The 24,953-nt window shown below is 49.5% G+C and carries 23 protein-coding genes and 1 riboswitch; of the genes, 5 read left to right on the top strand and 18 right to left on the bottom strand.

The window, feature by feature from the left end; all coding sequences use genetic code 11:
- Nucleotides 1-11 precede the first annotated feature (11 nt).
- The 8 genes from ACQKD4_RS12380 to ACQKD4_RS12345 form a co-directional block, all read right to left on the bottom strand.
- A complete protein-coding gene (locus tag ACQKD4_RS12380) occupies nucleotides 12-938 on the bottom strand; it encodes a branched-chain amino acid transaminase (protein WP_427373531.1) in 927 nt (308 codons plus the stop codon).
- Nucleotides 939-987: 49 nt separating this feature from the next.
- Nucleotides 988-1,695 (bottom strand): 2,3,4,5-tetrahydropyridine-2,6-dicarboxylate N-acetyltransferase, encoded by a 708-nt coding sequence (gene dapD / locus ACQKD4_RS12375; RefSeq protein ID WP_074032983.1) that lies wholly within the window; start codon nucleotides 1,693-1,695, stop codon nucleotides 988-990.
- On the bottom strand, nucleotides 1,673-2,422 hold the full coding sequence (gene dapB, locus ACQKD4_RS12370) for a 4-hydroxy-tetrahydrodipicolinate reductase (protein WP_427373530.1): 750 nt from the start codon (nucleotides 2,420-2,422) through the stop codon (nucleotides 1,673-1,675). The genes dapD and dapB overlap by 23 nt, the downstream gene beginning before the upstream one ends.
- Nucleotides 2,419-3,300, bottom strand: coding sequence for a 4-hydroxy-tetrahydrodipicolinate synthase (dapA, locus tag ACQKD4_RS12365; RefSeq protein ID WP_214785756.1), 882 nt, complete (start codon nucleotides 3,298-3,300; stop codon nucleotides 2,419-2,421). The genes dapB and dapA overlap by 4 nt, the downstream gene beginning before the upstream one ends.
- 12 nt (nucleotides 3,301-3,312) lie before the next feature.
- Nucleotides 3,313-4,308 carry an aspartate-semialdehyde dehydrogenase gene (locus ACQKD4_RS12360; RefSeq protein ID WP_427373529.1) on the bottom strand — a complete coding sequence of 332 codons (996 nt, stop codon included), beginning with the start codon at nucleotides 4,306-4,308 and terminating at the stop codon, nucleotides 3,313-3,315.
- Nucleotides 4,309-4,320: 12 nt separating this feature from the next.
- Nucleotides 4,321-5,520, bottom strand: a complete 1,200-nt coding sequence (locus ACQKD4_RS12355) for an aspartate kinase (RefSeq protein WP_371743064.1) — start codon at nucleotides 5,518-5,520, stop codon at nucleotides 4,321-4,323.
- Between the two features lie 114 nt (nucleotides 5,521-5,634).
- A riboswitch (Lysine riboswitch) is annotated at nucleotides 5,635-5,814 on the bottom strand.
- Nucleotides 5,815-5,892: 78 nt separating this feature from the next.
- Entirely contained in the window at nucleotides 5,893-6,321 is a 429-nt protein-coding gene (locus ACQKD4_RS12350) for a GNAT family N-acetyltransferase (RefSeq protein WP_427373528.1), read from the bottom strand.
- Nucleotides 6,315-7,475 (bottom strand): alanyl-tRNA editing protein, encoded by a 1,161-nt coding sequence (locus ACQKD4_RS12345; protein ID WP_427373527.1) that lies wholly within the window; start codon nucleotides 7,473-7,475, stop codon nucleotides 6,315-6,317. Before ACQKD4_RS12345 ends, ACQKD4_RS12350 begins: the two co-directional genes overlap by 7 nt.
- Nucleotides 7,476-7,571: 96 nt before the next feature.
- Here ACQKD4_RS12345 and ACQKD4_RS12340 point away from each other — a divergent pair, with 96 nt between their 5' ends.
- Nucleotides 7,572-8,300, top strand: coding sequence for a GntR family transcriptional regulator (locus tag ACQKD4_RS12340; RefSeq protein WP_074032977.1), 729 nt, complete (start codon nucleotides 7,572-7,574; stop codon nucleotides 8,298-8,300).
- 496 nt (nucleotides 8,301-8,796) lie between these two features.
- Here the strand turns inward: ACQKD4_RS12340 and ACQKD4_RS12335 are convergent, their stop codons facing one another.
- The 4 genes from ACQKD4_RS12335 to ACQKD4_RS12320 form a co-directional block, all read right to left on the bottom strand.
- Complete coding sequence (locus ACQKD4_RS12335) at nucleotides 8,797-9,900, bottom strand: LCP family protein (RefSeq protein ID WP_214785760.1); 1,104 nt, start codon at nucleotides 9,898-9,900, stop codon at nucleotides 8,797-8,799.
- 150 nt (nucleotides 9,901-10,050) lie between these two features.
- The gene (gene nagB / locus ACQKD4_RS12330; RefSeq protein ID WP_427373526.1) at nucleotides 10,051-10,815 is read right to left on the bottom strand and encodes a glucosamine-6-phosphate deaminase; all 765 of its coding nucleotides are present in this window, start codon (nucleotides 10,813-10,815) and stop codon (nucleotides 10,051-10,053) included.
- A complete protein-coding gene (gene nagA / locus ACQKD4_RS12325; protein ID WP_427373524.1) occupies nucleotides 10,812-11,960 on the bottom strand; it encodes an N-acetylglucosamine-6-phosphate deacetylase in 1,149 nt (382 codons plus the stop codon). Before nagA ends, nagB begins: the two co-directional genes overlap by 4 nt.
- A gap of 117 nt (nucleotides 11,961-12,077) precedes the next feature.
- The gene (locus tag ACQKD4_RS12320) at nucleotides 12,078-13,439 is read right to left on the bottom strand and encodes an MATE family efflux transporter (protein WP_339963537.1); all 1,362 of its coding nucleotides are present in this window, start codon (nucleotides 13,437-13,439) and stop codon (nucleotides 12,078-12,080) included.
- Between the two features lie 39 nt (nucleotides 13,440-13,478).
- Between ACQKD4_RS12320 and ACQKD4_RS12315 the strand changes: the two genes are divergently transcribed.
- The gene (locus tag ACQKD4_RS12315) at nucleotides 13,479-14,252 is read left to right on the top strand and encodes a CHAD domain-containing protein (protein ID WP_427373523.1); all 774 of its coding nucleotides are present in this window, start codon (nucleotides 13,479-13,481) and stop codon (nucleotides 14,250-14,252) included.
- On the opposite strand, the gene glsA is transcribed toward ACQKD4_RS12315, so the two are convergent.
- A complete protein-coding gene (glsA, locus tag ACQKD4_RS12310) occupies nucleotides 14,249-15,190 on the bottom strand; it encodes a glutaminase A (RefSeq protein ID WP_074032972.1) in 942 nt (313 codons plus the stop codon). The genes ACQKD4_RS12315 and glsA overlap by 4 nt on opposite strands.
- Nucleotides 15,191-15,238: 48 nt before the next feature.
- The gene (locus tag ACQKD4_RS12305; RefSeq protein WP_198930000.1) at nucleotides 15,239-15,400 is read right to left on the bottom strand and encodes a hypothetical protein; all 162 of its coding nucleotides are present in this window, start codon (nucleotides 15,398-15,400) and stop codon (nucleotides 15,239-15,241) included.
- A gap of 121 nt (nucleotides 15,401-15,521) precedes the next feature.
- On the opposite strand from ACQKD4_RS12305, the gene hemG reads away from it, so the two are divergent.
- The 3 genes from hemG (at nucleotide 15,522) to ACQKD4_RS12290 (ending at nucleotide 18,340) form a co-directional block, all read left to right on the top strand.
- Entirely contained in the window at nucleotides 15,522-16,886 is a 1,365-nt protein-coding gene (gene hemG, locus ACQKD4_RS12300) for a protoporphyrinogen oxidase (protein WP_427373521.1), read from the top strand.
- The gene (locus tag ACQKD4_RS12295; protein WP_214696757.1) at nucleotides 16,883-17,965 is read left to right on the top strand and encodes a TIGR04053 family radical SAM/SPASM domain-containing protein; all 1,083 of its coding nucleotides are present in this window, start codon (nucleotides 16,883-16,885) and stop codon (nucleotides 17,963-17,965) included. Before hemG ends, ACQKD4_RS12295 begins: the two co-directional genes overlap by 4 nt.
- Nucleotides 17,966-18,037: 72 nt before the next feature.
- Nucleotides 18,038-18,340 (top strand): hypothetical protein, encoded by a 303-nt coding sequence (locus ACQKD4_RS12290; protein WP_427373519.1) that lies wholly within the window; start codon nucleotides 18,038-18,040, stop codon nucleotides 18,338-18,340.
- A 31-nt stretch (nucleotides 18,341-18,371) separates the two neighbouring features.
- Here the strand turns inward: ACQKD4_RS12290 and clpB are convergent, their stop codons facing one another.
- The 4 genes from clpB to ACQKD4_RS12270 form a co-directional block, all read right to left on the bottom strand.
- On the bottom strand, nucleotides 18,372-20,963 hold the full coding sequence (clpB, locus tag ACQKD4_RS12285) for an ATP-dependent chaperone ClpB (protein WP_214785768.1): 2,592 nt from the start codon (nucleotides 20,961-20,963) through the stop codon (nucleotides 18,372-18,374).
- Nucleotides 20,964-20,982: 19 nt separating this feature from the next.
- Nucleotides 20,983-21,852, bottom strand: coding sequence for a DnaJ C-terminal domain-containing protein (locus ACQKD4_RS12280; protein ID WP_214696751.1), 870 nt, complete (start codon nucleotides 21,850-21,852; stop codon nucleotides 20,983-20,985).
- A 140-nt stretch (nucleotides 21,853-21,992) separates the two neighbouring features.
- Nucleotides 21,993-23,165 carry a CamS family sex pheromone protein gene (locus ACQKD4_RS12275; protein WP_427373518.1) on the bottom strand — a complete coding sequence of 391 codons (1,173 nt, stop codon included), beginning with the start codon at nucleotides 23,163-23,165 and terminating at the stop codon, nucleotides 21,993-21,995.
- 133 nt (nucleotides 23,166-23,298) lie between these two features.
- A complete protein-coding gene (locus tag ACQKD4_RS12270; protein ID WP_427373517.1) occupies nucleotides 23,299-24,774 on the bottom strand; it encodes an LPXTG cell wall anchor domain-containing protein in 1,476 nt (491 codons plus the stop codon).
- Nucleotides 24,775-24,953: the final 179 nt, after the last annotated feature.

Below are 24,953 nucleotides of genomic sequence, written 5' to 3'. Positions count from 1 at the left end.
TCAAAACTCCTTTACTCTTTAACTGCTGATTTTACAAACGTGACCCAATCACGGTGTTCCGGAAGTTGTCCTGTCACGGCTTCACGATAGCGTGTCAACATTTCTGTCGCGACCGACTGGATGCCGCCACCGATTGAGATATGGTCGACCTCGATGACACTCGTCACCTCGGCTGCCGTTCCCGTCAAGAAGATCTCATCGGCTACATATAGCTCATCACGCCCGATGTGACGTTCTACGACTTCGTAACCTGCTTCACGCGCAAGTTGCATAATCGTCTGACGCGTGATGCCATCGAGTACGGAGCAATCGAGCGACGGTGTCGTGATTGTCTTCCCTTTGACGAGGAAGATGTTCGCGACGCTCGCCTCACTGACGTTTCCGTTCATATCGAGGGCGATCGCTTCATCAAATCCGTCACGAAGCGCTTCACCTTTTAGTAACTGAGAGTTCATATAGTTCGATGCCGCTTTCGCTTGCATCGGCATCATCGTAGAAGATACGCGGCGATACGAGGCCACTTTCGCTCGAATCCCGACTGTTTTGCTGAAATATTCGCCGAGCGGCCAACACGAGATGGCAACATGTACCTTCGTCTCTGCTGTCGGCATAAGTGCTTGCCAAGGTGTCCCGAGGAAGACGAACGGGCGGATATAACATGCTTCAAACCCATTTCGTTCAATCAATTCCATCGTTGCTTGTTCGAGTTCGTCTACCGTGTAAGGTAGCGTGACGTGGTAGTATGCACACGAGCGAACGAGTCGCTCCAAGTGTTCACGTAAGCGGAAGATGGCTGGGCCTTCTTCCGTGTGATACGCGCGAATCCCTTCAAAGAACCCGCTTCCGTAGTGAATCGCGTGTGTCATGATACTCGTGTTTGCGTCAGTCGGCTCAATCCAAGCCCCGTCTTTCCACATCCATTGTCCATACTGTTCCATAATGCAACTCTCCCATTCCTCATTGTTTATATTTTCTGTCTATTATACGTTAGAGAGAGCGTAAGTCATCAACAAGTTGCGTTTTTTCAGAAGTTTTTTCATCTTTTTGCTTGATGACGCGTGCCGGTGTACCCGCGACGACCACACCTGGAGGCACATCTTGCGTGACGACACTTCCAGCTGCGACTACCGCATTTTCCCCGACGCGAACCCCTTCCAAGATGACAGCGTTCGCTCCGATCATGACACCATCTTCAATGATGACTGGATCTTTTGAAGGTGGCTCAAGGACACCGGCAACCACGGCACCTGCTCCGAGGTGAACGTTTTTCCCGAGCGTTCCGCGTGCTCCGATGACGGCGTTCATGTCGACCATCGAACCGTCTCCGATGACTGCCCCGATGTTGACGACAGCCCCCATCATGACGACAGCATTGTTTCCGATTTGAACGTGGTCACGGATGAACGAACCTGGTTCGATGCGTGCATTGAGTTGTGTCGTATCGAGCATCGGAACGGCACTGTTGCGACGATCATATTCAAGGTGTGAATCGGTAATGACAGACGCGTTCGCTTCTAAGAAAGCGGCTGCGCGCTCCGCCGTCGTCAAGAACAGTTTCGACTCGTCTGTACCGAATGCTTTCGCTTCTTCGATTTCAAGACCTGCCAATTGGCCATTGACGTAAAGTTTTACCGGTGTTTCCTTTTTAGCATCTTTAATATATTGTGCGATTTCATAAGCGTTTGTGAGTAACATGAGTAGCCTCCTCGTATAAGTTCGATAGATTATAAAGTCCTGCGGGGCGATCGATGATCGTTGCTGCTGCAGCAAGTGCCCCGTTTGCAAACACGCGTTTGGATAACGCGGTATGTTTCAATTCAATCATTTCATCATCTCCAGCGAAAAGCACCGTATGCTCCCCGAAGATTGTGCCCCCACGAATCGAGTGCATCCCTAACTCTTCGGCGCCACGCGCTTCCCGGCGTGATGTTCGTTCGTAAATCGGTGTCACCTCTCGCTTCGCTTCGATGGCGCGGGCCAACAGCTCCGCAGTGCCACTTGGTGCGTCTACTTTCTTTCGGTGGTGCGCCTCGATGACCTCGATATCATAGCCGAGCGTGAGCGGAACGAGTTGATCGAGTAACTGCTTCAACAGAGCAATCCCATACGATGTGTTATACGACTGAAAAATCGGGATGTCTGATGATGCTTCTTCAATCGTTGCAAGTTCCTCAGGTGTGAATCCTGTCGTCGCGATGACGAGCGGAATGTTGCGTGACCGTCCGAATGCAAGCAAGTCAGGAAGTAATGCCGGATTTGAAAAATCAATGACGACGTCGATATGAGCATCTACCTCGTCTAATGATGCCAGATGCTCGTCACTTCCCGGTGATACGATTGCCGAGACGTTCACGCCTTGCGCGTTGGCGACTTCTTCGACGATTCGTCCCATCGCACCAAACCCGTGGATGAGTACATTCATTGTCTCACCTCGTTAAACTGCTCCATCGCCGATAACAATTTCGCTTCGGCCGTCGCGCTCATCGGGACGAGCGGAAGGCGTGGCGCACCAAACTCAAACCCTCTTGCTTGAAGTGCAGCCTTCACAGGAATCGGATTCACTTCTGCGAAAAGTTCGTCGATGACGGGGAGGAGGCGTAATTGCCATGTGCGCGCCGTCTGAAGATCACCTGCTAAAAGTGCTTCTGCCAAGGCGACGGTCGCACCCGGGTAAACGTTTGATAACACTGAAACGACCCCTTGAGCGCCCCAAGCCATATATGGCAAGATCTGATCGTCATTTCCGCAATAAACGGTGAATCCTTCCGGAAGGTGAGCCATCATCTGTGCCATGACCGAGATATCTCCACTCGCTTCTTTTAAGGCCGTGATGCGCGGATGTTCTGCGAGCTCACCGACCGTTTCAGGCGCCAACGCGACGCCAGTCCGTGACGGGACGTTGTAGAGCATGAGCGGAATCGGTGACGCATCCGCAATCGCTGTAAAGTGAGCGAGGAGTCCTGCTTGTGTCGACTTGTTATAGTACGGGGTGACGACCATCGCCATTTCCGCTCCAAGTTCTGCGGCGCGCTTCGTTTTCTCGATACTGACAGCCGTGTTGTTCGATCCCGTTCCCGCGATGATGACCGCTCGACCGTTAGCGACCTCTACTGCTCGAACGAGCAAAGTCTCGAATTCCTCATTCGTCAGTGTCATCCCTTCACCGGTCGTTCCGCCGATGACGAGTCCACTGACTCCCTCTTGAATTTGGTCTTCAATCAACGCCGTCCATGCCTCTATGTTTAACTGCCCATCTTCTTGAAACGGTGTCGCTAGTGCTGTTGCAACTCCTGTGAACATGTCATCTCCTCCTTATTTTGTCGCTGTTTGACTGATCATGCATTGTGCGATTTGTACCGCATTTGCCGCTGCCCCTTTTCGAACATTATCCGCGACGCACCACAAATGGAATGTATTCGGCTGTGAGTCATCCCGGCGGATCCGACCGACATACACCTCATCGGTTCCGTTTGCATCGAGTGGTGTCGGATATGAAAGTTCGGCTGGGTTGTCCATGACCACGACGCCTGGCGCATCTGCGAGTACAGCTTTGACTTCTGCGACTGTCGCATCCCGTTCAAGCGTCACCGTGATGGATACCGCATGACTGTTTCTTACTGGCACTCGGACACAAGTGGCTGTTACGCCAAGGTTCGGCGCGTTCAAAATTTTACGCGTCTCTTCAATCATTTTTTGTTCTTCCTTCGTGTAACCATTTTCTAAAAACACGTCGATGTGCGGCAACACGTTATCATAAATCGGATACGGATAATTCGTCGGATCCTCACCGCGAGCACCGCGTTCGAGGTCATCAATCCCTTTTTGACCCGAACCGGATACGGCTTGATAAGACGTATAGGCGACTCGCGTCAATCCATATACTTCCGATAGCGGCGCGAGCGCGACGACTGATTGAATCGTTGAACAGTTCGGGTTCGCAATGAGTGTCTTCTTCGGGCTGAGTTCGACTCGATTCACTTCCGGTACGATGAGCGGAATTCCTTCTTGCATTCGGAATGCGCTTGAGTTGTCGATGACGATGACCCCTTGTTCACTTAAGCGTGGCGCATACTGTTCGCTGATACTTCCACCGGCAGAGAACAGGGCGATATCGATTGGATCGGCATAGATTGAATCGTTCAATTCACGAATCACGACCGATTGTCCGTTCACCTCGACCGTCTTCCCAGCCGAACGGGCTGAAGCGTATAGTCTCAGTTCACTGATTGGAAATTCGTATTCGGTTAGGACCTCAATCATTTTTTGTCCGACGGCGCCCGTTGCGCCGACGACAGCTACGTTATACATCGTGCTACCCCCTTATAAGTTAAAGCGAGCCGCAATGGCTGCGACTGCCGCTTCCACGTCTTGTTCTTGAATCGTGTAGGAAATGCTAATCTCAGATGTCGTGACTTGATAGAACGGAATCCCCATCTCGCGGAATGTCGCGAAGAGTTCTGATGCGACGCCTGTCGCGTCTCGCATACCGATTCCGACGACCGAAATTTTTGCGTGTTCCGTATGGCGATCGATTTTGATTTGTGGCAAGGTCGCTGTTAATTCTGCGAGTGCCTCTTCTAAGAACGCCTCTTCGTCGAGTGGACATGTGAACGAAAGGAACACTTCGCCATCAAATGCCGTCTGTGAAATCATATCGATATTGACGTGACGTTCAGACAATCGCTCAAAGATGTCCGCGACTCCGGCTGCCGTGTGCGGGATGTGTTTAATTGAGACACTGAGTACGTTTTTGACGACACTCACACTCGTGACTGCTTTCTGTTCCATTGCTTGCGTCGTATCCATAATCCATGTTCCTCCTTCGCTCGAGAGCGTCTTTCCAACAAAAATATTCACGTCATACTTTTTCGCGAGCTCGACGCTTCGCATTTCCATGACTTTAGAGCCGAGTGCACTCATCTCCATCATTTCATCATAAGAGACGGTGTCGAGGCGCTTCGCCGTCGGATGAATCCGCGGGTCCGTCGTATACACCCCAGCCACATCCGTATAAATTTCACAACGTTGACTGAGGACGGCCGCAAGTGCGACTGCTGTCGTATCCGAACCGCCACGCCCGAGTGTCGTAACGTCTCCCGCTTCATTCACACCTTGGAAACCAGCGACAATCAAGACGTCATATTGACGCAACTTCTCATGCAATACTTCTTTACGAATCGCTTTGATTTTGCTCTTCGTATGGATGCCCATCGTATCAATCCCGGCTTGTTGTCCGGTGAGTGAAATGGCAGGTACCCCTCGCGAGTTCAAGGCGATACTGAGTAGACTGATCGTCTGTTCTTCCCCGACGGCGAGTAGCCGATCGAGTTCACGAATCATCGGGCGCTCCGTGATTTGTTTAGCGAGCGACAGGAGCGAGTCCGTCGTCTTGCCCATTGCTGATACGACGACGACCAATTTTTCACCGGTCGCCACACGTGTTTGTAAATAGTCTGAAATGGCTTGTATTTGTTCGATTGTGGCAACAGAGCTGCCTCCAAATTTCAGTACGGTTGTCATCAAGTTCCCCACTTTCAAGATGTCCACCAACAGAAAAAGCGGCAGACCGGTAGGAAGCACTCTCCCTACGGCCTGCCGCTTGTACGCGCAGTTGAAAAACGATTAAAGAATCGTTCCGTAGATAGCGCTCCATGGTAGTTGACCATGGCAGTGTAGGCGTTATTCACGACTACCCCAGCCTTCGTTCACACGCACGTGAACGTCGACTTCGGCGAATTTCCCCTTTCGGCTCGGTCCGGAGTGCGTCCGTTTCAACCAAGCTTACTCATGTCATTCGCAACCTCTATCTGTCAGTTGTTAGTATTAGTTATAACAAAACGAAATCTTCTTGCCAACCTTTTTTTAGAAAAATGGGATATTTCAAAAAAAGAGTTACCACGTTTTCCGCATCATACGGTGTGGGATATTGGCATCTAAAAATTCATCTCCGAACGCCTCGTACCCGAGTTTTTCATAGAACGGAAGCGCCGTTAACTGTGCACCTAGGCGCAGTTCACTTAATCCTTGCTGTTTTGCGACACGTTCGACTTCGTCCATGATTTCTTTTCCATATCCATGACCTCGGGCCGTCTGAATCGTCGCCACCCGCTCCACTTTCCCGACAGTCGAGTCTACCGGGCGAAGACGTGCTGTCGTCACCGGTTGCGCATCAAGGAGACCGACCACGTGCGTACAAACATCATCTAAATCATCGTATTCGAGACTCGCATCGATTCCTTGTTCCTGAACGAATACGATTTCCCGTACTTGCTTGGCCTGCTCGATTAACTCAGCTTCTTTTCCCGATTGAATCGTCAACATGGTAAGACCCCCTCTTGTAATCGTCTCACGATTTCTTCCATCCCTCGTTCAAGTTCCGTGACCGAAGTGAATCGTGCTTGTGCCTGCTTATGATTCCCACCACCGCGACCAATCTTCATCTCTTGAAGCGTTGCTCGGAGGAATGTTCCGACCGCGATATCATGAGTCCCATCATGCATGACAAATAATTTTTGCGTACTATAGTTGGCTCCGACAGCGATTCGTCCGGTCGCTGCGATTCGTTCAATAATTGCGGTCGTCAATGTTTCCGCTTCGGTCCGTCCCACGTGTAACGCCACATAATTGTCCTCTTGTAAGACTGCCTCCACTTTCGCTTTCGCAATCCGTTCTTCGAGCGTCTTGATTTCTTTTTCACGTTCAAGACGAATCGTGTGTTCTTCAATCACACGCGCCGCCACCGATTCATTCGTCGTCGAGAACGTGTGGTGGATTGTCCGTAACGCTTCTCGTGCTCGTTGTGTCGCTTTCAACGCCCGATTCCCGGCCACATACGTCAAACGGATGTTTCCTCTCACTTTTTTGAGCGTCGTCACGTGAATCGTACCAAGTTGCCCTGTTGTTTCCACGTGTGTCCCACCGCAAGCGTTATAATCAAGCCCTTCGATTTCGACGATTCGAATCATCCCTGTTCGATCGGTCGCTTTCCGTAAGCGAGTCCGGTCCACTTTTTCTTCTGCGATTTCATACACATGAATCGGATAATTCTCAAAGATGAGTTGCTGCATCTCTTGCTCAAGTGCTTCAACTTGAGCCCAGTCCATCCCTGCCGTCTCAATCTCAATGGACGAATCTTTTTCCCCAATTCCAAAACTGAGCGTACGAATGCCATGACGATCTTCTAAAATCGCCGTTAACAAGTGTTGGGCAGTATGCTGGATGGAATGATCTCGTCTCACATGTTCATTGATTCGAGCCACTACTGGTGTTCCGGTAGGTAATGCTGCTGACAAAAGATGCCACACTTCACCTTCCTTGAGTTGCACGTCTAATACGTCGTGCGAATCAATCCATCCCCGGTCTGCCGGTTGCCCCCCACCTTCCGCATAAAAAGGACTATGCTCGAGTGTATGCCAATGACCTTTTCCATCCTCACTTACTGAGGTCACGATTGTATTGACTGTATGTTGATTCATCTTGTCCTCCACCTTCTCTCTATAAATCTGTTCAGACAACTAGTCTAATTTCGTCTATAATGAAACATACATCTTCTCAGTCAGGAGCGAAATGATATGTTAGAAATCGATAAACAATCTCCGTTACCTATTTATTATCAAATTGAAGCGTACTTAAAGCAACAAATTGATGACGGATTGTTAAAGCCAGGAGACACGCTACCTTCAGAACGTGAATTCTCCGAACAGTTTCATGTCAGTCGCATGACGATTCGTCAAGCGATCATGAACCTCGTCAACGCCGGTTATTTGAGCCGTCAAAAAGGACGAGGTACATTCGTCGCGAGCCAAAAGATTGCGATGACGTTGTCCGGACTGACGAGTTTTTCTGAAGAAATCAAACATCGTGGCATGCGACCACTCAGTCGTCTTTTGTCCTATGAGGTCATCCCGGCAACGGATCGAATCGCCCAACAACTGAGCATCCCGAATCAAACACCGGTATACGAAATGAAGCGGCTCCGACTCGCAGACGACCATCCGCTCGCGCTCGAGACCGCCTACATTCCTGTCCGTTTATTGCCTGACCTGACGAAAGAAGACGCGACCGGTTCCATTTATGCATACGCCGAACAGCACGGTTTACGTTTGAAAAATGCAACACAGACACTCGAAGCCCGCAGCGCCGGTCCCGAAGAAGCGAAACTGCTGACCATCTCTCCAAACGCACCGGTATTGCTGATCGATCAACGTACCTATCTCGAGAACGGAGACATGTTTGAATATAGTCGCTCGCTCTTTCGTGGAGACTCCTATTCGTTAACCGTTGCGATGGATCGCATATAACGCACGAAACAGAAATACGATTATCTACCTTCTTTTCGACTCATATTGGAACTAAGCAATCTTATTCTACGTATATAGATGTCAAGGGGGGAGGACATTGCCTAAGGTAATCGATATCATGAAATATCGAAAACTCGCATTACTTTGTTTATTTATCTCAATCCCAATTAGTATGATCAATATCCTTATAGGCTCGACATGGTTGGCGATTTTAGGAGCATCTTTATTTGTAATTTTCCTCGCCATATCCCTCACTTTATGGAAATGTCCACAGTGTAAAAGACGACTCCCATTACGATTTGACCATGACACTGATGTGGAGGATGTAGATCGCTGTCCTTACTGTTAGACCAAATTTTTGAGTGGGAACATCATTGACTAAATCAATTTTCAAGCAATCCCACACAAAAAAGCAATCTGACCTAAAATGCATTGCCACATAAAAAACGCTCAGAAAATGAATTCTGAGCGTTTTGCATTTTTCGTAAGTCAAACTTTATTGCGCTTCGTACGTTACCCCACTCGGGTCTAACGTGTAAGACTCTAATTCCGTATCCGTCATCGGCTCCACAGGATTGCCTGCATCCGCTTGTTGCACACGGTAGCGTACTTCTTCAAGAAGCGGTTCATTCAAGAAATAGTAGAAATGGCCGTCATCTGCACGAGCACCTTCACCTGTCAATTGATATTGCACCGTATTGTGTAGCGCGCCGACATCTTCAATCAAACGCATATAGTCATTCGGTCCAAGCGTCGTCTGCATGTTATCGCCCACGGCTTTCAAGACCTTATCATAGTTATTGATGAGTGACGTACCAAGTGATTGCTCGAGCACGGCATTGATGACTTCCATCTGGCGTTGTCCACGCCCGATGTCTCCACGTGGGTCGTCATATCGGTTACGGACATAGGCGAGTGCCTCTTCACCAGAAAGTTTCTGAAGTCCCTCTTCGATTTGTACGGTCTCACGTGAGGCGTCATAGCTGTTTTGTTGTGATGAGAATGGAACGTCGATTTCAACACCACCGACTGCATCGATGAAATCCACAAATCCTTGGAAGTTGAGCGAGACGACATGGTCGATTTCAACACCGACCAAGTCCTCAATCGTGTTTGTTGCCATACGCATCCCGTTGTTCGGGTTCGATTCATCCATCGAACCGAAGTAGTAGGCATGTGTGATCTTATCTTGATCAAGACCCGTCTTTCCATAAGGGATATTGTATCCTGTGTAATCGATATTGACGTACGAGTCACGCGGGATACTGAGCATCGTCGTCTGCTTTTCTTTCTTGTTCAAAATGACGACGATCATGACATCCGAGCGTCCATACTCTCCACGTGCTTTCTTTTGTGGAGAAAGGTCTGTACCTAAAATCAAAAATGACTCCGTATCTTCTTTGTCAAAGCGAGTCGGTTCAACCGTCGGGTCGTCCTCTAGCGTGACTTGAGTGCCGGACAACATGTTGTGGGCTTTATAAAATGCGGTACCGTAAATGCTAGACCCAGCAATAATCGCAATCAGCACAAGGGCACTAAAGACTTTATAAAACGCAGACGGACCTTTGCGCTGTCTACGAGTATGTGTTCTAGAATTCATAATGGTCTCCTTCGAGTCAAAGTAATAAGCTTCACTCATTATAGAGGAAAGTGTGAAATTTGTCGAAAACGTTTTGATGACAAATTCATTTCTTTACATTTTCCCATAGTTGAAAACAGAAAAACCCACGGAGATGTCTCCGCAGGTTGATTAAGCCCGAATAGTGAAGAATCGAGTTGCTGCTTCTTGTCCTCGTGCTTGAAGGGCATCCGCACAGCGCGATGCGGCCGCTTCATCGAGTACGACCGTCACACCTGGATGCGCTTGAAGGATCGTCGCTGGCCAGTCGACCGTCGGTACGCTTTCAATCATATGTTGTACGGCCTCTGCCTTTCGCTCGCCCGTCGCCACAAGAACGATCTCACGCGCATTCATGATTGTATCGAGTCCCATCGTGATCGCATGCGTCGGCACGTCTTCCAACCGGTCAAAAAAGCGACGGTTTGCCTCTCGTGTGGATTCGGTGAGTTCCGTCACATGTGTCTTCGCATCAAGCGCCGTGCCCGGCTCATTAAATGCGATGTGACCATTTTCCCCGATACCGAGAAGTTGTAAGTCAACACCAAGCTTTCGGACGAGACTTTCGTAACGAGCCGCCTCCGCCTCAGGGTCTGGTGCATCACCTTGAGGAAGATGGCTTTGTTTGAACGGCACTTCGTCAAACAAACGATCTTTCATAAAGCGGTTGTAGCTTTGTGGATGCTCTGGTGATAGACCGATGTATTCATCTAAATTGACGCTCGTCACATGGCTACAATCGAGCGCGTCTTGTTTAAACATTTGATACATCCCGACCGGCGTGCTGCCTGTCGCGAGACCGAGTACGAAGTCATGTTTCCCTGAAATCCGTTCTTTAATGAGCGAATAGGCGATACGTTCCGCGTCATTCGCTGTCTTTGCGACTAATACGTTCATCGTTGTTCCTCCCGTTCATATGCAATGTTTCCTTTGACGATTGTCATTTGAACATGTGCTGTGTCATCCCAAACGACAAGGTCCGCATCAAACCCCGATTTGATATCTCCTTTTGTCGTCAATCCGAATTCTTTTGCCGCATTCGTCGAAGTCATTTTGACCGCTTCTCCCACCGTACATCCCGTATACGCTTGAATATTTCGGAATGCCGCATCCATCGTCAAGACACTCCCGGCGAGATTTCCTGCTTCAAGACGGGCAGCGCCTCCTTCTACGATGACGGGTTGTCCCCCAAGTTCATACTGTCCGTCAGGCAGCCCCTTCGCCCGCATCGCATCCGTGATGACGACGAGTTCATCCGCTCCTTTTAAGCGGTAAGCAAAATCGACCATCTCCGGACGACTGTGAATCCCGTCTGGAATGATTTCGGCCATGACCCCTTTCTCTAAGAGACAATATCCGACCGTTCCCGGTTCCCGATGATGCAAGCCACGCATTTGGTTATATAGGTGTGTTCCATGTTTGACGCCCGCCTGCTTGTTCTCTTCAAACGTCGCACTCGTGTGTCCCGCTGAACCGATCGCACCCGATTCACGAAGGGCTGCTTCAAATGCTCGGGCTCCCGGTCGTTCCGGTGCATACGTGACGAGTCGGATATGACCCCCGGCAAGCTCTTGCCACTTTCGGAATTGTTCCGCATCCGGGTCAGTGATATGTTCTGCTGGTTGTGCACCCGCCATCTCTACATTGACGAACGGCCCTTCCAAATGAATCCCGACGATGGTCGTGTCCTCTGATTCAATGACGTTCCGAACTGCTGTCAACGCACGTTCAATCGCTTCTTTCGACTGGGTGATCGTGGTCGCAAAGAATGACGTGACGCCCTCTTGAAGCATGTCTTCACTTAATTGACGAAGCCGTGACTCGTCCGCGTCCATCGTGTCGACTTCATATCCCCCGTGTATATGGACATCGATAAGGCCAGGCGTGACGAGCGCACCCGAGACATCGATCACGCTCTTATCTCGTTGCTTAAACTGTTCCATCGATCCGATTTCTTCAATCGATTGGTCACTCCATCTGATGTACCCACGCTCCCACGTTTGTTCCGCTGACACGATATGAGCATTGATCAATGTCCCCATCGCTTCACCACTCCTTCTTTTGTTTTCTTCCATGTTATCATATCGAATAAAAGTATAGTTGTATAGACCAATTTTAGATAAATAAAAGATTGTTCACACTTGTGAACAACCTTTGGGTTATGACGTCGATTGAAGCGTCCCGAAGCGACGGACAATCCACACTAGTCGAAGGAATAATAAGACCGCTCCGGCAGCCAGTCCGGCAATCAATCCAATCCAGTAGCCATCCGGTCCAAATCCAGCATGCTCCGCCAACACATAACCGAGCGGTAAGCCGATGACCCAATAGGCGACGAGAGAGAGAACTAACGTAATGTTGACGTCTTTAAAGCCTCGTAAAATCCCTTGAATCGGTGCGGCGACAGCATCTGATAACTGGAAGAACACGGCAAAAATCATGAAGTGTGCCGCAAGGTCCACGACTGTCGCATCATTCGTATAAATGGCTGCGACGCGTTCGTTTTGCCAAAACAAGAAAGCACCCGAGAAGATGGAGACACCTAGACAAAGCGAAATTCCGATCTTCGCATATCGAACGGCGTCCTGTAGTCGTTTCGCACCAAGTTCATACCCGACGACAATCGTCAACGCGCTCGATGCCGACAACGGGAGCATGTACACAAACGACGCAAAGTTAATGGCCGCTTGGTGTGCCGCGACGATTTGGTCACCGTATGAGCTGAGCAGTAGCGTGACTGCAGCAAAGATGCTGACCTCAGCGAAGATTGCTAGCCCGATTGGTGTCCCGAGTTGTAACAACTCTTTTTGTCTGAGCCAGACGATTCGCTCCGATGTCCGTAAGAACTTGTACTCGCGGAACGGCTTTCCGTTTCGGACGAAAAAGAATGCCATGAAAAAGAGCAACCAATAAGTGATGCTCGAGGCGATTCCTGCTCCGACGCCACCGTACGCCGGAATCCCGAGTTTTCCAAAGATGAAGATGTAATTTAATCCGACATTAATGGGTAACCCTAATAGTATGAGGATCATCGAGACCCTCGTCTTGCCAAGCGCATCCATGAGCGTGCGAAGCACGTTGAACAAGAACATCGGCAAGACACCGAAACCAAGCGCAAGTAAGTATTGGGTCGCGATTCGCTTCCCCTCCGTACTAAGCCCCATCCCTTCGATTGCGAGTGGCACGAGGAAAGACCCTAATGTCAGCGTGATTACACTGAGCATGATGGCTAAGTAGATGCCTTGAAATAACGTGCGTTGAATTTGTTGACGGTCCCGTGCGCCGAGCGCTTGCGACACGATTGGGGCAACTGCCAGCAAGATTCCGCTAAGCCCGGTGTAAACGGGCATCCAAAGACTCGAACCGACACCGACACCGGCTAAATCGACGGCGCCTGCGCGTCCGGACATGACGGTATCAAAAAAGCTAATCAAATAAAAAGACACTTGCGTGACTAGGATTGGAAAGAAAATCGTAAAGAACAGTTTTATTTTTTCGTTTAATGAATGTGTTTGGTACATGGACAACCCTCATCTCTTTTTCAGAAAGGAAACAATATCATGAATCAACGGCATGCAGAAAAACTTAAATTTGAGCTGTTAGAAACGTGGAATACATTCAACCACTACGTGACCGAGGCCCTCTCGTTCAACAATTCCGAGGACATTCATCGCGCCCGCGTTCATTTACGAAAGCTGATCACGTTCATGCAGATCTTTGAGACAAAGCCGGCGACGTTCCGGCAACTCAAACAATTGATGGAAGCACTCGGTCATGTACGTGACCTCGATGTCCTCATCGAACAGTTTGATGTAAAAACTGAGCTTGATGAAGCATTTCTACAAACAATGGAAAAGCAACGGGCCATCGAACGAACCATTCTCTCGACACGAGTCAGTGAAAAGATGACCCCCTCACTCGACCAACAAATTCGTCGTTTCATCGGCGGACCGTTGTTTCGTGCGTTTAAAAAAACGAACGCCTCTCCGATGTTAGAAAAGGCGAAAAGCGAACGCAAACAACGAATTCGCATCTATCATGAACAATCGAGTGGAAAAGAACAAATCGAAGCGCTTCATAAGGTTCGCTTAGCCGTGAAACGTGAGCGATACTTGCATGAATATTTGTTAAACTACGAGTCGGACGCGTCAATCGACACCGTCCGTACGTTAAAAAAGATGCAAACCGAACTCGGTGAGATGAATGACCATGATCAACTGTTGAAGCGTTGGCTGGCCTTCACCCCTCCTACCGACCTGCAATCCCCATATGACAAAAAAGTTGAAGTCTTACAGCAGGAACTTGATGAATCCGTGGAGCACCTATCAATTTAACGCGATGTATACCGTTCAATCAATAGTTCAAGCAACTTCATCCCCGCGATCGAATTCCCTTTTGAATCAAGCGCCGGACCGAAGATGCCAAACCCGACGTTATTCAAATCCAGTTCGTGGTTCCCGACTGCTAAAATCGCACCCGACACCCCACTCTTTCCGGGAAGACCGACACGGACGGCGAACTCGCCTGATGCATCGTACATGCCACATGTCGTCATGATGGCTTTGACGATCCGGACGACACGACGGGGAATTAATTCTTCACCTGTCTCCGGGTCTTCCCCGTTCCCTGCGAAGACACGCCCGATTCGTGCTAAGTCAAAACAATCGATTTCAATGGCACATTGTTTCGTATATACGTCGATAATCTCATCGACGTCTCCTTCTACAATTCCATGATGGCGCATGAAATAGAGGAGTGCGCGATTCAAGTCGGTCGTCTCGTATTCAGAGCGAGCGACTTTTTCATCGTACGTAATCTCCTCTACGGGTCGATTCAACAAGGTCGCTAAAAATTGGCGGAACTGATAAATCTTTAAGTCAGCCGTCTCCCCTAAAATCATACTCGTCACCGCTAACGCCCCTGCATTGATCATCGGATTCAGCGGTTTTGACGGGACCGTCTCCTCGAGTTTCGCGATCGAGTTGAACGCATCACCCGTCGGTTCCATCCCTACTTTTGAAAACACATAGTCTTCCCCAAATTCCATCAGTACATAACAAAGCGTCAGCGCCTTCGATACACTTTGAATCGTAAACTTGTGATGAACGTCCCCAGCGTGAATATACGTACCGTCCGGCAAACAAATCGCCACCCCGAGTAAATCGTTTTTCACATGCGCCAGTTCTGGGATGTAGTCCGCCACTTTCCCCTGAGCCGTATACGGACGACACTCATCAATCAAGTGGTTCAACTGTTGTTCGAGTACATTCATTCGATCACCTCATGTTCCATCAAATTTCAACCGGGTCATCTTATCATATTACCCGTCTGGCGGTCCATCATCTTTATACCAGTCCTCATCCGCCCAAATCATCGGTGGACTTTCTTCGTCCCCGACCAACTTTTCCCCATGCCGATTCATCGTCACAATAAAACCAACCACACCTGACACGATGACCGTCGCGACAATGATGAAAGCCATCATTTCATCGTCCCCTTTCGAATTCGTGACAAATTTGTCTAGAACTCCGTGACACTTATCCTATGTCTGCGTCTATATTCTCGGTACCGTTAATATGACAAGAACTTTATTATAGAAATGGGTGAATCGATTGAATCAGATCGCAATTATCGGAGGTGGCATCGCCGGGCTGGCCGCGGCACATTATGCCAAAGAAGCCGGCGCACACGTCACACTGTTCGAGGCACAAGACCGTCTCGGTGGAAAAATCAAAACCATCTATCGAGATGGATTTACGTTAGAGACCGGGCCGGACGGTTATATGGCGCGTAAGCCAACCTTGACGTCTCTCATTACCGACCTTGGCCTTGAAGATCAACTCGTCCGCTCTAAAACTGGGACCTCTTACATTTATGTCCGTCAACAACTGAGACAGATGCCCGCCGGATCGGTCATGGGTATTCCGACCAAGTTTTGGCCGATGGTAAAAACGGATCTCTTTACGTGGAGAGGGAAATTTCGTGCCGGACTCGACCTTGTCATTCCGCGTGTATATGAAGGAGAGGACATCTCGCTCGACCGCTTCTTTCGGACGAGACTCGGATCAGAAGTCGTCGACACGATGATTGAGCCCCTTCTGTCCGGGATTTATAACGGGACGCTCGACGATATGAGCATCGAGTCTACTTTCCCTCAGTTTATCACGATTGAACAAAAAACTCGCAGTCTGATTCTCGGGATGAAAGCACTCACACCGCCTTCTCAGGCTGGGGTGAAGCCGTCAGAGACCGGAAAGTTTTTATCCATCGACCAAGGACTCGGTGCACTCGTCGAAGCGCTCCGCCCTTCCATTGACCGGCTCGTACTGAAGACAATCGTCAAGTCCGTAAGACCGCATGAAATCACATTGGCGGATGGAACGGTCGAGCAGTTCGACGGGATCATTCTTGCGACTTCCCCAAACATGCTCGGGCCGCTGCTCGGTTTTCCGGAAGCCGAGCGTTTGTCGACTCGTAAGCGAACGTCCTCCATGACCGTTCTTGCCGCATTCGACGAATCAGAGGTCGAGGCGCTAGACGGGACAGGTTACGTCATCGCCAAGTCGGAAGGCAACGCCTTGACCGCTTGCAGTTGGATGCATAAGAAGTGGCCACATATGGCACCTGAAGGGAAAGCGTTGATTCGGATGTACATCGGTTCTGATTATGTCTCGTCCTTGTTGCACGAAGAGGATGATACGATCGCGACATTCGCTTTGCACGAGCTCCGTCGCATTCAAAAAGTCGGGACACCACTCTTCACGAAAGTCGAACGCCATGTTCAGACGATGCCCCAATATGAGGTTGGACATAAACAAGATGTCCACACCTTTGAAGAAGTGCTCGCGAAGTGGGACGGAGTCGAGGCGTGTGGCGCCATTCTCCATGGGGTTGGTTTACCAGACTGTGTTGATTCTGCAAAACAAGCGGTCGACAACCTGAAATTGAAGCAGTTGGTGACAGTATGAAACACATCGATTATAACGAGAACCCGTTTATCGTCATTTGGGAAGTGACACGTGCTTGCGCCCTCTCCTGTGTCCATTGCCGGGCCGAGGCTCAGTTTCACCGATACGAAAATGAACTCGATACAGAAGAAGGGAAGGCACTCATTCGTGATATTCACGCGATGGACAATCCAATTCTCGTCTTCACAGGCGGGGACCCCCTCATGCGCGAAGATTTGTTTGAATTGACCGCGTACGCCTCATCTCTCGGGATGCGTGTCTCGATGACACCCTCTGCCACACCCCGCGTTACCCGTGACGCTGTGAAACGGGCAAAAGCTGCCGGGTTGTCACGTTGGGCGTTTTCGATCGATGGTCCGGATGCACAGACACACGATTACTTTAGAGGAACACGCGGCAGTTTCGACCGTACCATCCGAGGAATCTCCTACTTCCGAGAAGAAGGCATGTCGTTCCAAATCAACACGACGGTGACCGAATATAACGTCGATCGCTTACCTGAGATGGCAAAACTCGTGGAGTCCCTCGGCGTATCAGTCTGGACGCTTTTTTTCCTTGTGCCGACCGGGCGAGGATCCCTATTACAACCCATCTCTCCCGAACGACATGAAGAGGTGCTGAAGTGGGCGTTCTCGTTACAAGAGACGGCGCCGTTCATCATCTCGACGACGGAAGCCCAGTTTTATCGACGGGTGGCACGACAAGAAAATCAGCGGCGAAAAGCAGAAGGACTTCCTCCCATCGGACATCCCCATGATGATTTGGCGAAGGCCCCTCGCGGAACGAATGACGGGAACGGATTTGTCTTTATCTCGCACACAGGTGACGTCCAACCTTCTGGATTTTTACCGATTCTTTGCGGGAATGTCAGAACGACACCACTCGCCGATATTTATCGTCATCATCCAATCTTCAAAGCGTTGCGTGATCCGGATAGTCATCACGGAAAGTGCGGATATTGCGAATATCGTTATCTCTGTGGTGGTTCGCGGGCTAGAGCCTATGCGGTTACTGGTGATTATAAGGAGGCAGAACCGTACTGCATCTATCAGCCAGAACGTCCTCTCGTTTCACAATAAAGATTCCCATTTATTTCCTCACAGTGTAAGATGAGACTATATGAATCTGGTGGTGAGAAGGGAGTCATGTAGGTGCAGTCATTACCAATCGATGGATTGTTTTATATTGGGCTAGGTGCGATTTTTGTCGTTACGACTTTATTGGGATTTGGAATCAAGCGGTGGACGAAACAAGGCTTGTTGGGGTTTTATGCGCTACTCGCAACGAGTCTTGGCTTATTCTTTTGGTTACTGCTCTGGTTTCAGGAAGCAACCCGCGCCACATTTATGGGAACAATCCCGTGGGTACTCAACTTATTTTTCGGAACGGTGCTCTATCTCATTTTTATAGGTGTCAGTTTTCTGCTTTTGCGACGAAAACATCAACGTACATAAAAGAGGAATCCGATTTTGGATTCCTCTTTCCTTATGCATTGACCGTCGATGGACGTAACGTCAATTCCCCGTTCTCGACATCGATGACGACCGTTTGACCATCTTCGACATCCCCGGCTAAGATGCTTCGGGCAAGTTTCGTCTCGATCGTCCGTTGTACGTAACGGTTGATTGGACGGGCACCAAATTGAGGTTCGTACGCTTCATCGGCGACGAACGTTTTTGCTGCGTCTGTGATCTCGATATGAATCGAGCGCGTCGTGAGTCGTTCACTCATTCGTCCGACCGCCTTCTCGACGATTTGACCGATTTGATCCTTCGTGAGCGGATGGAACAGAATCGTTTCATCGACCCGGTTCAAGAACTCAGGACGGAAATGGCGGCGGAGCTTCTCAAGTACTTGGCGCTCCTCGTCTTCATCAATCACACCGTCTCTCGCTGCTTCAAGCAAAATATCTGCCCCGATGTTCGACGTCATGATGACGATTGTATTTTTAAAATCGACGATGCGCCCGTGCGAATCGGTCAATCGACCATCATCAAGCAGTTGCAACAAGATGTTGAAGACGTCCGGATGTGCCTTCTCGACCTCATCGAGTAAGAGAACCGAGTACGGGTTACGGCGAACCGCTTCCGTCAACTGGCCGCCTTCCTCATACCCGATATAGCCAGGAGGTGCACCGACCAGTCGTGATACGGCATGTTTCTCCATATATTCACTCATATCGAGTCGAACGATATGGTCTTCCGAATCAAACATCGCTTCTGCGAGCGCCTTCCCGAGTTCCGTCTTCCCGACCCCAGTCGGCCCAAGGAAGAGGAAGGAACCGATTGGACGGTTCGGGTCTTTGATTCCAGCGCGCGCCCGAATGACCGCGTCACTGACTAAGCGAATCGCGTCATCTTGACCGAAGACACGCTTGTGTAAAACCGCTTCTAAGTTAAGCAGTTTATCCCGCTCTCCTTCTGTCAGTTTCGTCACCGGGATACCGGTCCATTTTGAGACGACCTCGGCGATTTCTTCTTCCGTCACTTCTTCCCGCACGAGTTCGCGTGTCACCGAACCCGCCAACTGTTCCGCTTCTTCTAGTTCGCGCTCGAGCTCTGGGATTCGTCCATATTTCAGTTCCGAAGCCCGATTCAAGTCGTAGCGACTTTCTGCCTCTTGTAACTCGAGGCGTACCTTTTCAAGGTCTCCACGGATTTGCTGCACGCGGTGCGTCGACTCTTTCTCATTCTCCCAGCGAAGACGTAACGAGTCAGACTGTTCACGGAGCGATGCCAATTCTTGTTGGAGTGCTTCGAGTCGTTTCATTGAAGCTGCATCGCTCTCTTTTTTAAGCGCCGCCTCTTCGATTTCAAGTTGCATGACCCGACGAACCAACTCATCGAGTTCAGCCGGCATCGATTCCATCTCTGTCCGAATCATCGCACACGACTCGTCGACGAGGTCGATCGCCTTGTCCGGCATGAAGCGGTCTGTGATATAACGATTTGACAAGACAGCCGCTGCGACGAGGGCGTTATCATGGATGCGTACCCCGTGGTGAATCTCGAAGCGTTCTTTTAAGCCACGCAAGATTGAGACCGTATCCTCAACGTCCGGTTCAGCGACGAGAACTTGTTGGAAACGCCGTTCAAGAGCAGGATCTTTTTCGATATATTGGCGATACTCATCTAGCGTTGTCGCACCGATACAGTGCAGCTCACCTCGGGCGAGCATCGGTTTTAACATGTTCCCGGCATCCATCGACCCTTCCGACTTTCCTGCCCCGACAATTGTATGCAACTCATCGATGAAGAGGATGATTGTACCTTCCGCCTCTTTCACTTCAGATAAGACAGCTTGAAGACGTTCCTCAAACTCACCACGGTATTTCGCACCGGCGACAAGCGAGCTCATATCGAGACTGAAGATCGTTTTGTCTTTCAAGCTCTCCGGTACGTCACCTCGGACGATTCGCTGAGCGAGTCCTTCGACGATTGCTGTCTTCCCGACACCCGGTTCCCCAATGAGGACCGGGTTGTTTTTCGTTTTCCGACTCAAAATCCGAATGACACGACGAATCTCGCTATCGCGTCCGATGACCGGATCGATTTTCCCCGTCTTCACTTCTTGAATGAGGTCTCGTCCGTATTTCGTCAAGACGTCATACGTCGCTTCAGGCGACTTCGACGTGATCCGACGATTGCCTCGTACGGCGACGAGCGCCTCACGGAGTCGCTCTTCTGTGATTCCTTTTCGCTCAAGCATCGCCTGTGCCTGACTACTGTTCAACAAGATGCCGAGTAAAATATGTTCGACCGATACGTATTCATCATTCATCCCTGTCGCTTCCCGCTCCGCAGTCGTTAGAACGTTCAGCAAAGAAGCCGAAATCATCGGTGTCGTCGGGTTTTGAAGTTTTGGTGCATTTCTTAAAGAAAGCGCGACTTCGCCTTCAATCTCAGACACGTTGATTTCCATTTTTTGAAACAGCAACGGTGCGATCCCGTCCGTCTGTGAAATCATGGACGCCAAGACGTGCCACTCATTGATTTCACTATGATGATATTGTTTCGCTAACGCCTGTGAACTGACAATGCATTCATGTGCTTTATCGGTAAAACGATTAAAGTCCATCACGATTCCTCCTTATCCATTAACGTTCGATTTGCTCATAAACAGAACGGTACGTCTCATCAAGAGGCAGGTCGACCTCGAGTTGGACGAATAAGTCCGACCGCACCTTCGATCCGGTCATAACACCGCGACCCGGAATCCGCATCCGTTGTCCCGGGCGGCTTCCCGGTTTCACTTTCAACTTCACCCGTCCTCCGTCGAGCGTGGCAATGATGACGCTCGCTCCGTCCAAAAAGTCGAGCGGACGCAATCGTTTCACTGTCACGATATGCTCTCCTTCACGACGATACGTATCGTCATCCGCAAAGTGAAGCTCGACGTATACATCTCCTCGGTTCCCCGATTGTCCGACGCGACTTCCTTTTCCTTTTAACCGCAACTTTTGACCTTCATAGGCACCTTGTGGAATCTTGACGTTCACCGTGCCAGTCTGAAGGCGAAGGCTCACTTTTGACTCTTTCGTCAATTGACTGAGCGGGATGTTGACACGTACGGTCTCATCCAAGTCTTCCTCGACTGCTTGGTCAAAGAAGCTTCCGAACATATCTTCAAATCCGAAAGTTCGCGAGGTCGTACGCGATCCGCCTCCGAATTGTCGGAATAGATCTTCGAACTGCGACGAGCCTTCCCCGTAAGTTTCTCCACCGCCTCCGAATCCTTGTCCGAACGACGGTCCATCCGGGCTACCGTATCGGTCATAGTTTGCTTTTTTCTCTGGGTCGCTCAATACGTCGAAAGCTTCCTGGACCGACTTGAATCGTTCTTGTGCGCCAGGGTCTTTATTGACGTCCGGATGGTACTGTTTCGCCAATTTACGGTATGCACGTTTAATCTCTTGTTCGGTTGCTCCTTTTGAGACACCGAGCTCGTCGTAATAGTTTTTAGCCATATGGATTCACCTCACCTATCCCTTTCCCGTTTCTGTTAACTCTATTCTACTCAATTGGTCAAATAAGGTCAAAGATAATCCTTTCACTTTTCATACGAAAAAAAGAAGAGATTCGTTTCAAAAAACGAACCTCTTCTCGATTAGAAGTATACTTTCGGGCTATCCATGCCGTCCTCAAACACAATCGTCACTTCAGGGTCTCCGCCAAGTGACGTCACGTTGATGCGAACCGGCACATTCCGGCTATATTCCCAGCGGTTTTCGAGCAAGCCGACCACATGTTGTGTGAATCCGACGAGCTCGGCGCGACTATAGAATTGGATCGGGATATCGATTTCCAGTCGTGACAAGTCACCGTTTTGATAAAAGCCTTTTCCGATCATCCCGCTATAGTCTGGGAAGAGGTCGGCAATTCGGTCACTGAACAGCGTGAATTTCTGAGCGTCCTCACGGACATCGTTCGTTGCTGTCGCAGATGGGAAGTAGTAGTACTTCTCATCGATGGCTTTCCAGTCACCGGTTGCGACCTGATCATCCGTTCCGACAAAGGCTGATTTGATATAGTTCCCCGGAGTCGGTGAACCTTGGGTCGACTTCATATAGAGTGCGACGTTTATATCCAAATCTTTAAAATCTTCTCGCTTCCGTAACTGGGCGACAAGTTCGTTCGCCATTCGTTCACCTTCTGCGATTACTTTCTTCTGGTCGAGTTTCACCGTGTAGGTCGGTCCGTAGTTCGGTGCCTGGAAGACATACTCACGATTCAAAATGAGTGCGAACGACACACCGCCAAGCTGATATCCGCTATCCGCTTTCGTCATATAGTTCTGTTCTACGATTGACGCCAAATAAAGAGGTGACTTCTTGTTCGCATCGACAAACTTGTCGTTCTCAACTTCTGCCTTCCCGTCCGCATACGCCGGGTTTAATGGCGTTAACCCTTCGTCACTACCACCTTTACGTCCAAGTAAAGTAGAGACATCTTCCGCATTTAAAAGCTGTCCTTCCTGATAGGCGAATTTGTCTGGGTCAAACGCGTCTGTCGAGTGGCGCATGAGACCGAGTTCGACCTCTTCCAGTTCTAACGACGAGCTCACTTGGCGCTGGGCAAGTCCTCGCGCCGCTGCCGCTTTGAACGGAATGACCATTTGATAATAAGAGTCACGTGCTTCGATCGTTTGTGTGACACCTTCTGCTGCTGTTTCTTCGCCGGTTGGTGTCGCTTCTTCTTCACCCATCGGGATTTTCATTGAACATCCGCTTAACAAAAGCGCAGAGGCCATTGTCGGGATGACGAGTTGTTTCCATTTCATCTATGTCTAGCTCCTTTGAACATCGTTTCCTATTTCACTTTGTTCATTATAACAAAATCGTTCCACGAAAAAAGTATCGAAGCGGAATCAGAAGAAATCCCTCCTGAATTAGACAAGGAGGGATACACAATCGTTATTTGGTGGATGGGTGCTTCCGACGAATCATCAAGAGGAGTCCAGATGCAAACAAGAGGAGCCCAAGCATCGCATGCCACGTTTCGTTCGTCTCTCCTGTCATCGGGAGCACATCTTGCGAATACGTGTCAACTTCATCTTCGAGTTGCACCGGGGGAGTCTCTCGCTCTTTCACGACAACCTTCACGACTGGTGTTTCGATTTTCGCTTCTTTCTCAGGAACTTGTTTCGGTTCGTCCTCTTTGATTGGAACAGGTTGTTTTACTGCAACCGGCACATCGACAGAGCGAGTGACGGTCACCCCTTCGTTCACATAGAGCGTAAATCTTGCCTGTTGAACCAATTCCGCTCCAGCTCGGACGTCATAGGACGGGAGAAGCGGGAGTTCAAATGAAAACGTGACGACTTCTTCCGGTCCAAATCCGTTGATGAATGCAGGAATCGATTGAACCTGCTTCATGAATCGTTCATTTGCCATCTGTTGTTCCTCATATGTCAAGGCGCCGCTCGGCCATGTGAGTGTCACATCAGACAAGAACAAGGTGACGTTAGAGGTGTTCGTCACTGTATATGTGTATCGGACAGGTTCCCCAGGCTGAACGGTCGTCAACTCGCTCGTTCCTGATACTGTAAAATCAGGTTGTTGCAAGAGCACGATTTGTTGACTTTCTGCTGTGACGACACGGTCATATTCGTCCACTCCCGTCACACGAAACAGACTGCCGATCTCAGGGTGTGTGTGGATTGAATAATCAGACGGAACGGACAAGATTGCTGTCACTTCCACCCGTTCTCCCGGCAAGAGACCGTCTTCTCCTATTAATTTATGCAAACGATCAAATACGCGTTGATTGAACGATTCGATTGATTGATGATCGATGTCTCCGCTCACATACTTATGAGAAAGTTCTGTCACCGTCATCGGCGTGTCTCCTGTGTTCTCTACAATGAACGTATACGATATTTCTCCTCCGACAACGGCCTTGTCGACCCCGGCGATGTTCTGTGCTTCTAAAGCGAGCACCGGCAACATCGGTTCAGTCATCGGTTCTTCCACGACCGGCTCTGGTTCTGTTTCCACTGGGGGTGTTACCTCTTCTGGTTCATCTGGTTCAGTCACAACAGGTGGTTCCTCCACTTCGACAGGATACGCTTCCGTGATGGTATTCGGGATAAACGTGTACGGAACACCTTCAGCATTATAAAGAGTGACCAAGTCAATTAATGAGTCATCGACCGTTTCTGCATCAATCATAAAGCGCCAAATGTCAGCAGATTCACGTACCCCATAATATGTGATGTCTTCGTAAACGAGACTTGCTTCATATAATGTTTCGACTTCTTCGTCCGTCAGGTTCAATTGAATATATCGGAACGTGGTCGTATCTGCATGTGCGAGATTGGTGGGCATCAGTGTGGATAGGAGCATGAGGATGGTGAATAGCGCAAGGAAGCGTTGGATGTTGTGTGTCATGATGTCAATCCCTCCTCTAAGGTGAGCAATAAGCATACGCATCGATGTTGGCCCGATGACGAATTTCACCACGTAGAGGAATGAGAGGGATGTGTGTGTGAAAGCCATGGTGTCAAAGGGTTCTCCCGCAAAAATATATTAGCATTTTGATTTAGTTACTCTATACCCTTCGAACGCTT

The organism is Exiguobacterium sp. NPDC077395 (assembly GCF_050269125.1).
Classification (GTDB): domain Bacteria; phylum Bacillota; class Bacilli; order Exiguobacteriales; family Exiguobacteriaceae; genus Exiguobacterium; species Exiguobacterium aestuarii_A.
This window is presented reverse-complemented; position numbering and strand designations above follow the sequence as displayed.

Excerpts from the sequence above, each read along its gene's own strand:
- ACQKD4_RS12380 (WP_427373531.1), bottom strand. The coding sequence starts at position 938 with ATGGAACAGTATGGACAATGGATGTGGAAAGACGGGGCTTGGATTGAG.
- dapD (WP_074032983.1), bottom strand. The coding sequence starts at position 1,695 with ATGTTACTCACAAACGCTTATGAAATCGCACAATATATTAAAGATGCT.
- dapB (WP_427373530.1), bottom strand. The coding sequence starts at position 2,422 with ATGAATGTACTCATCCACGGGTTTGGTGCGATGGGACGAATCGTCGAA.
- dapA (WP_214785756.1), bottom strand. The coding sequence starts at position 3,300 with ATGTTCACAGGAGTTGCAACAGCACTAGCGACACCGTTTCAAGAAGAT.
- ACQKD4_RS12360 (WP_427373529.1), bottom strand. The coding sequence starts at position 4,308 with ATGTATAACGTAGCTGTCGTCGGCGCAACGGGCGCCGTCGGACAAAAA.
- ACQKD4_RS12355 (WP_371743064.1), bottom strand. The coding sequence starts at position 5,520 with ATGACAACCGTACTGAAATTTGGAGGCAGCTCTGTTGCCACAATCGAA.
- ACQKD4_RS12350 (WP_427373528.1), bottom strand. The coding sequence starts at position 6,321 with ATGTTGACGATTCAATCGGGAAAAGAAGCTGAGTTAATCGAGCAGGCC.
- ACQKD4_RS12345 (WP_427373527.1), bottom strand. The coding sequence starts at position 7,475 with ATGAATCAACATACAGTCAATACAATCGTGACCTCAGTAAGTGAGGAT.
- ACQKD4_RS12340 (WP_074032977.1), top strand. The coding sequence starts at position 7,572 with ATGTTAGAAATCGATAAACAATCTCCGTTACCTATTTATTATCAAATT.
- ACQKD4_RS12335 (WP_214785760.1), bottom strand. The coding sequence starts at position 9,900 with ATGAATTCTAGAACACATACTCGTAGACAGCGCAAAGGTCCGTCTGCG.
- nagB (WP_427373526.1), bottom strand. The coding sequence starts at position 10,815 with ATGAACGTATTAGTCGCAAAGACAGCGAATGACGCGGAACGTATCGCC.
- nagA (WP_427373524.1), bottom strand. The coding sequence starts at position 11,960 with ATGGGGACATTGATCAATGCTCATATCGTGTCAGCGGAACAAACGTGG.
- ACQKD4_RS12320 (WP_339963537.1), bottom strand. The coding sequence starts at position 13,439 with ATGTACCAAACACATTCATTAAACGAAAAAATAAAACTGTTCTTTACG.
- ACQKD4_RS12315 (WP_427373523.1), top strand. The coding sequence starts at position 13,479 with ATGAATCAACGGCATGCAGAAAAACTTAAATTTGAGCTGTTAGAAACG.
- glsA (WP_074032972.1), bottom strand. The coding sequence starts at position 15,190 with ATGAATGTACTCGAACAACAGTTGAACCACTTGATTGATGAGTGTCGT.
- ACQKD4_RS12305 (WP_198930000.1), bottom strand. The coding sequence starts at position 15,400 with ATGGCTTTCATCATTGTCGCGACGGTCATCGTGTCAGGTGTGGTTGGT.
- ACQKD4_RS12295 (WP_214696757.1), top strand. The coding sequence starts at position 16,883 with ATGAAACACATCGATTATAACGAGAACCCGTTTATCGTCATTTGGGAA.
- clpB (WP_214785768.1), bottom strand. The coding sequence starts at position 20,963 with ATGGACTTTAATCGTTTTACCGATAAAGCACATGAATGCATTGTCAGT.
- ACQKD4_RS12280 (WP_214696751.1), bottom strand. The coding sequence starts at position 21,852 with ATGGCTAAAAACTATTACGACGAGCTCGGTGTCTCAAAAGGAGCAACC.
- ACQKD4_RS12275 (WP_427373518.1), bottom strand. The coding sequence starts at position 23,165 with ATGAAATGGAAACAACTCGTCATCCCGACAATGGCCTCTGCGCTTTTG.
- ACQKD4_RS12270 (WP_427373517.1), bottom strand. The coding sequence starts at position 24,774 with ATGACACACAACATCCAACGCTTCCTTGCGCTATTCACCATCCTCATG.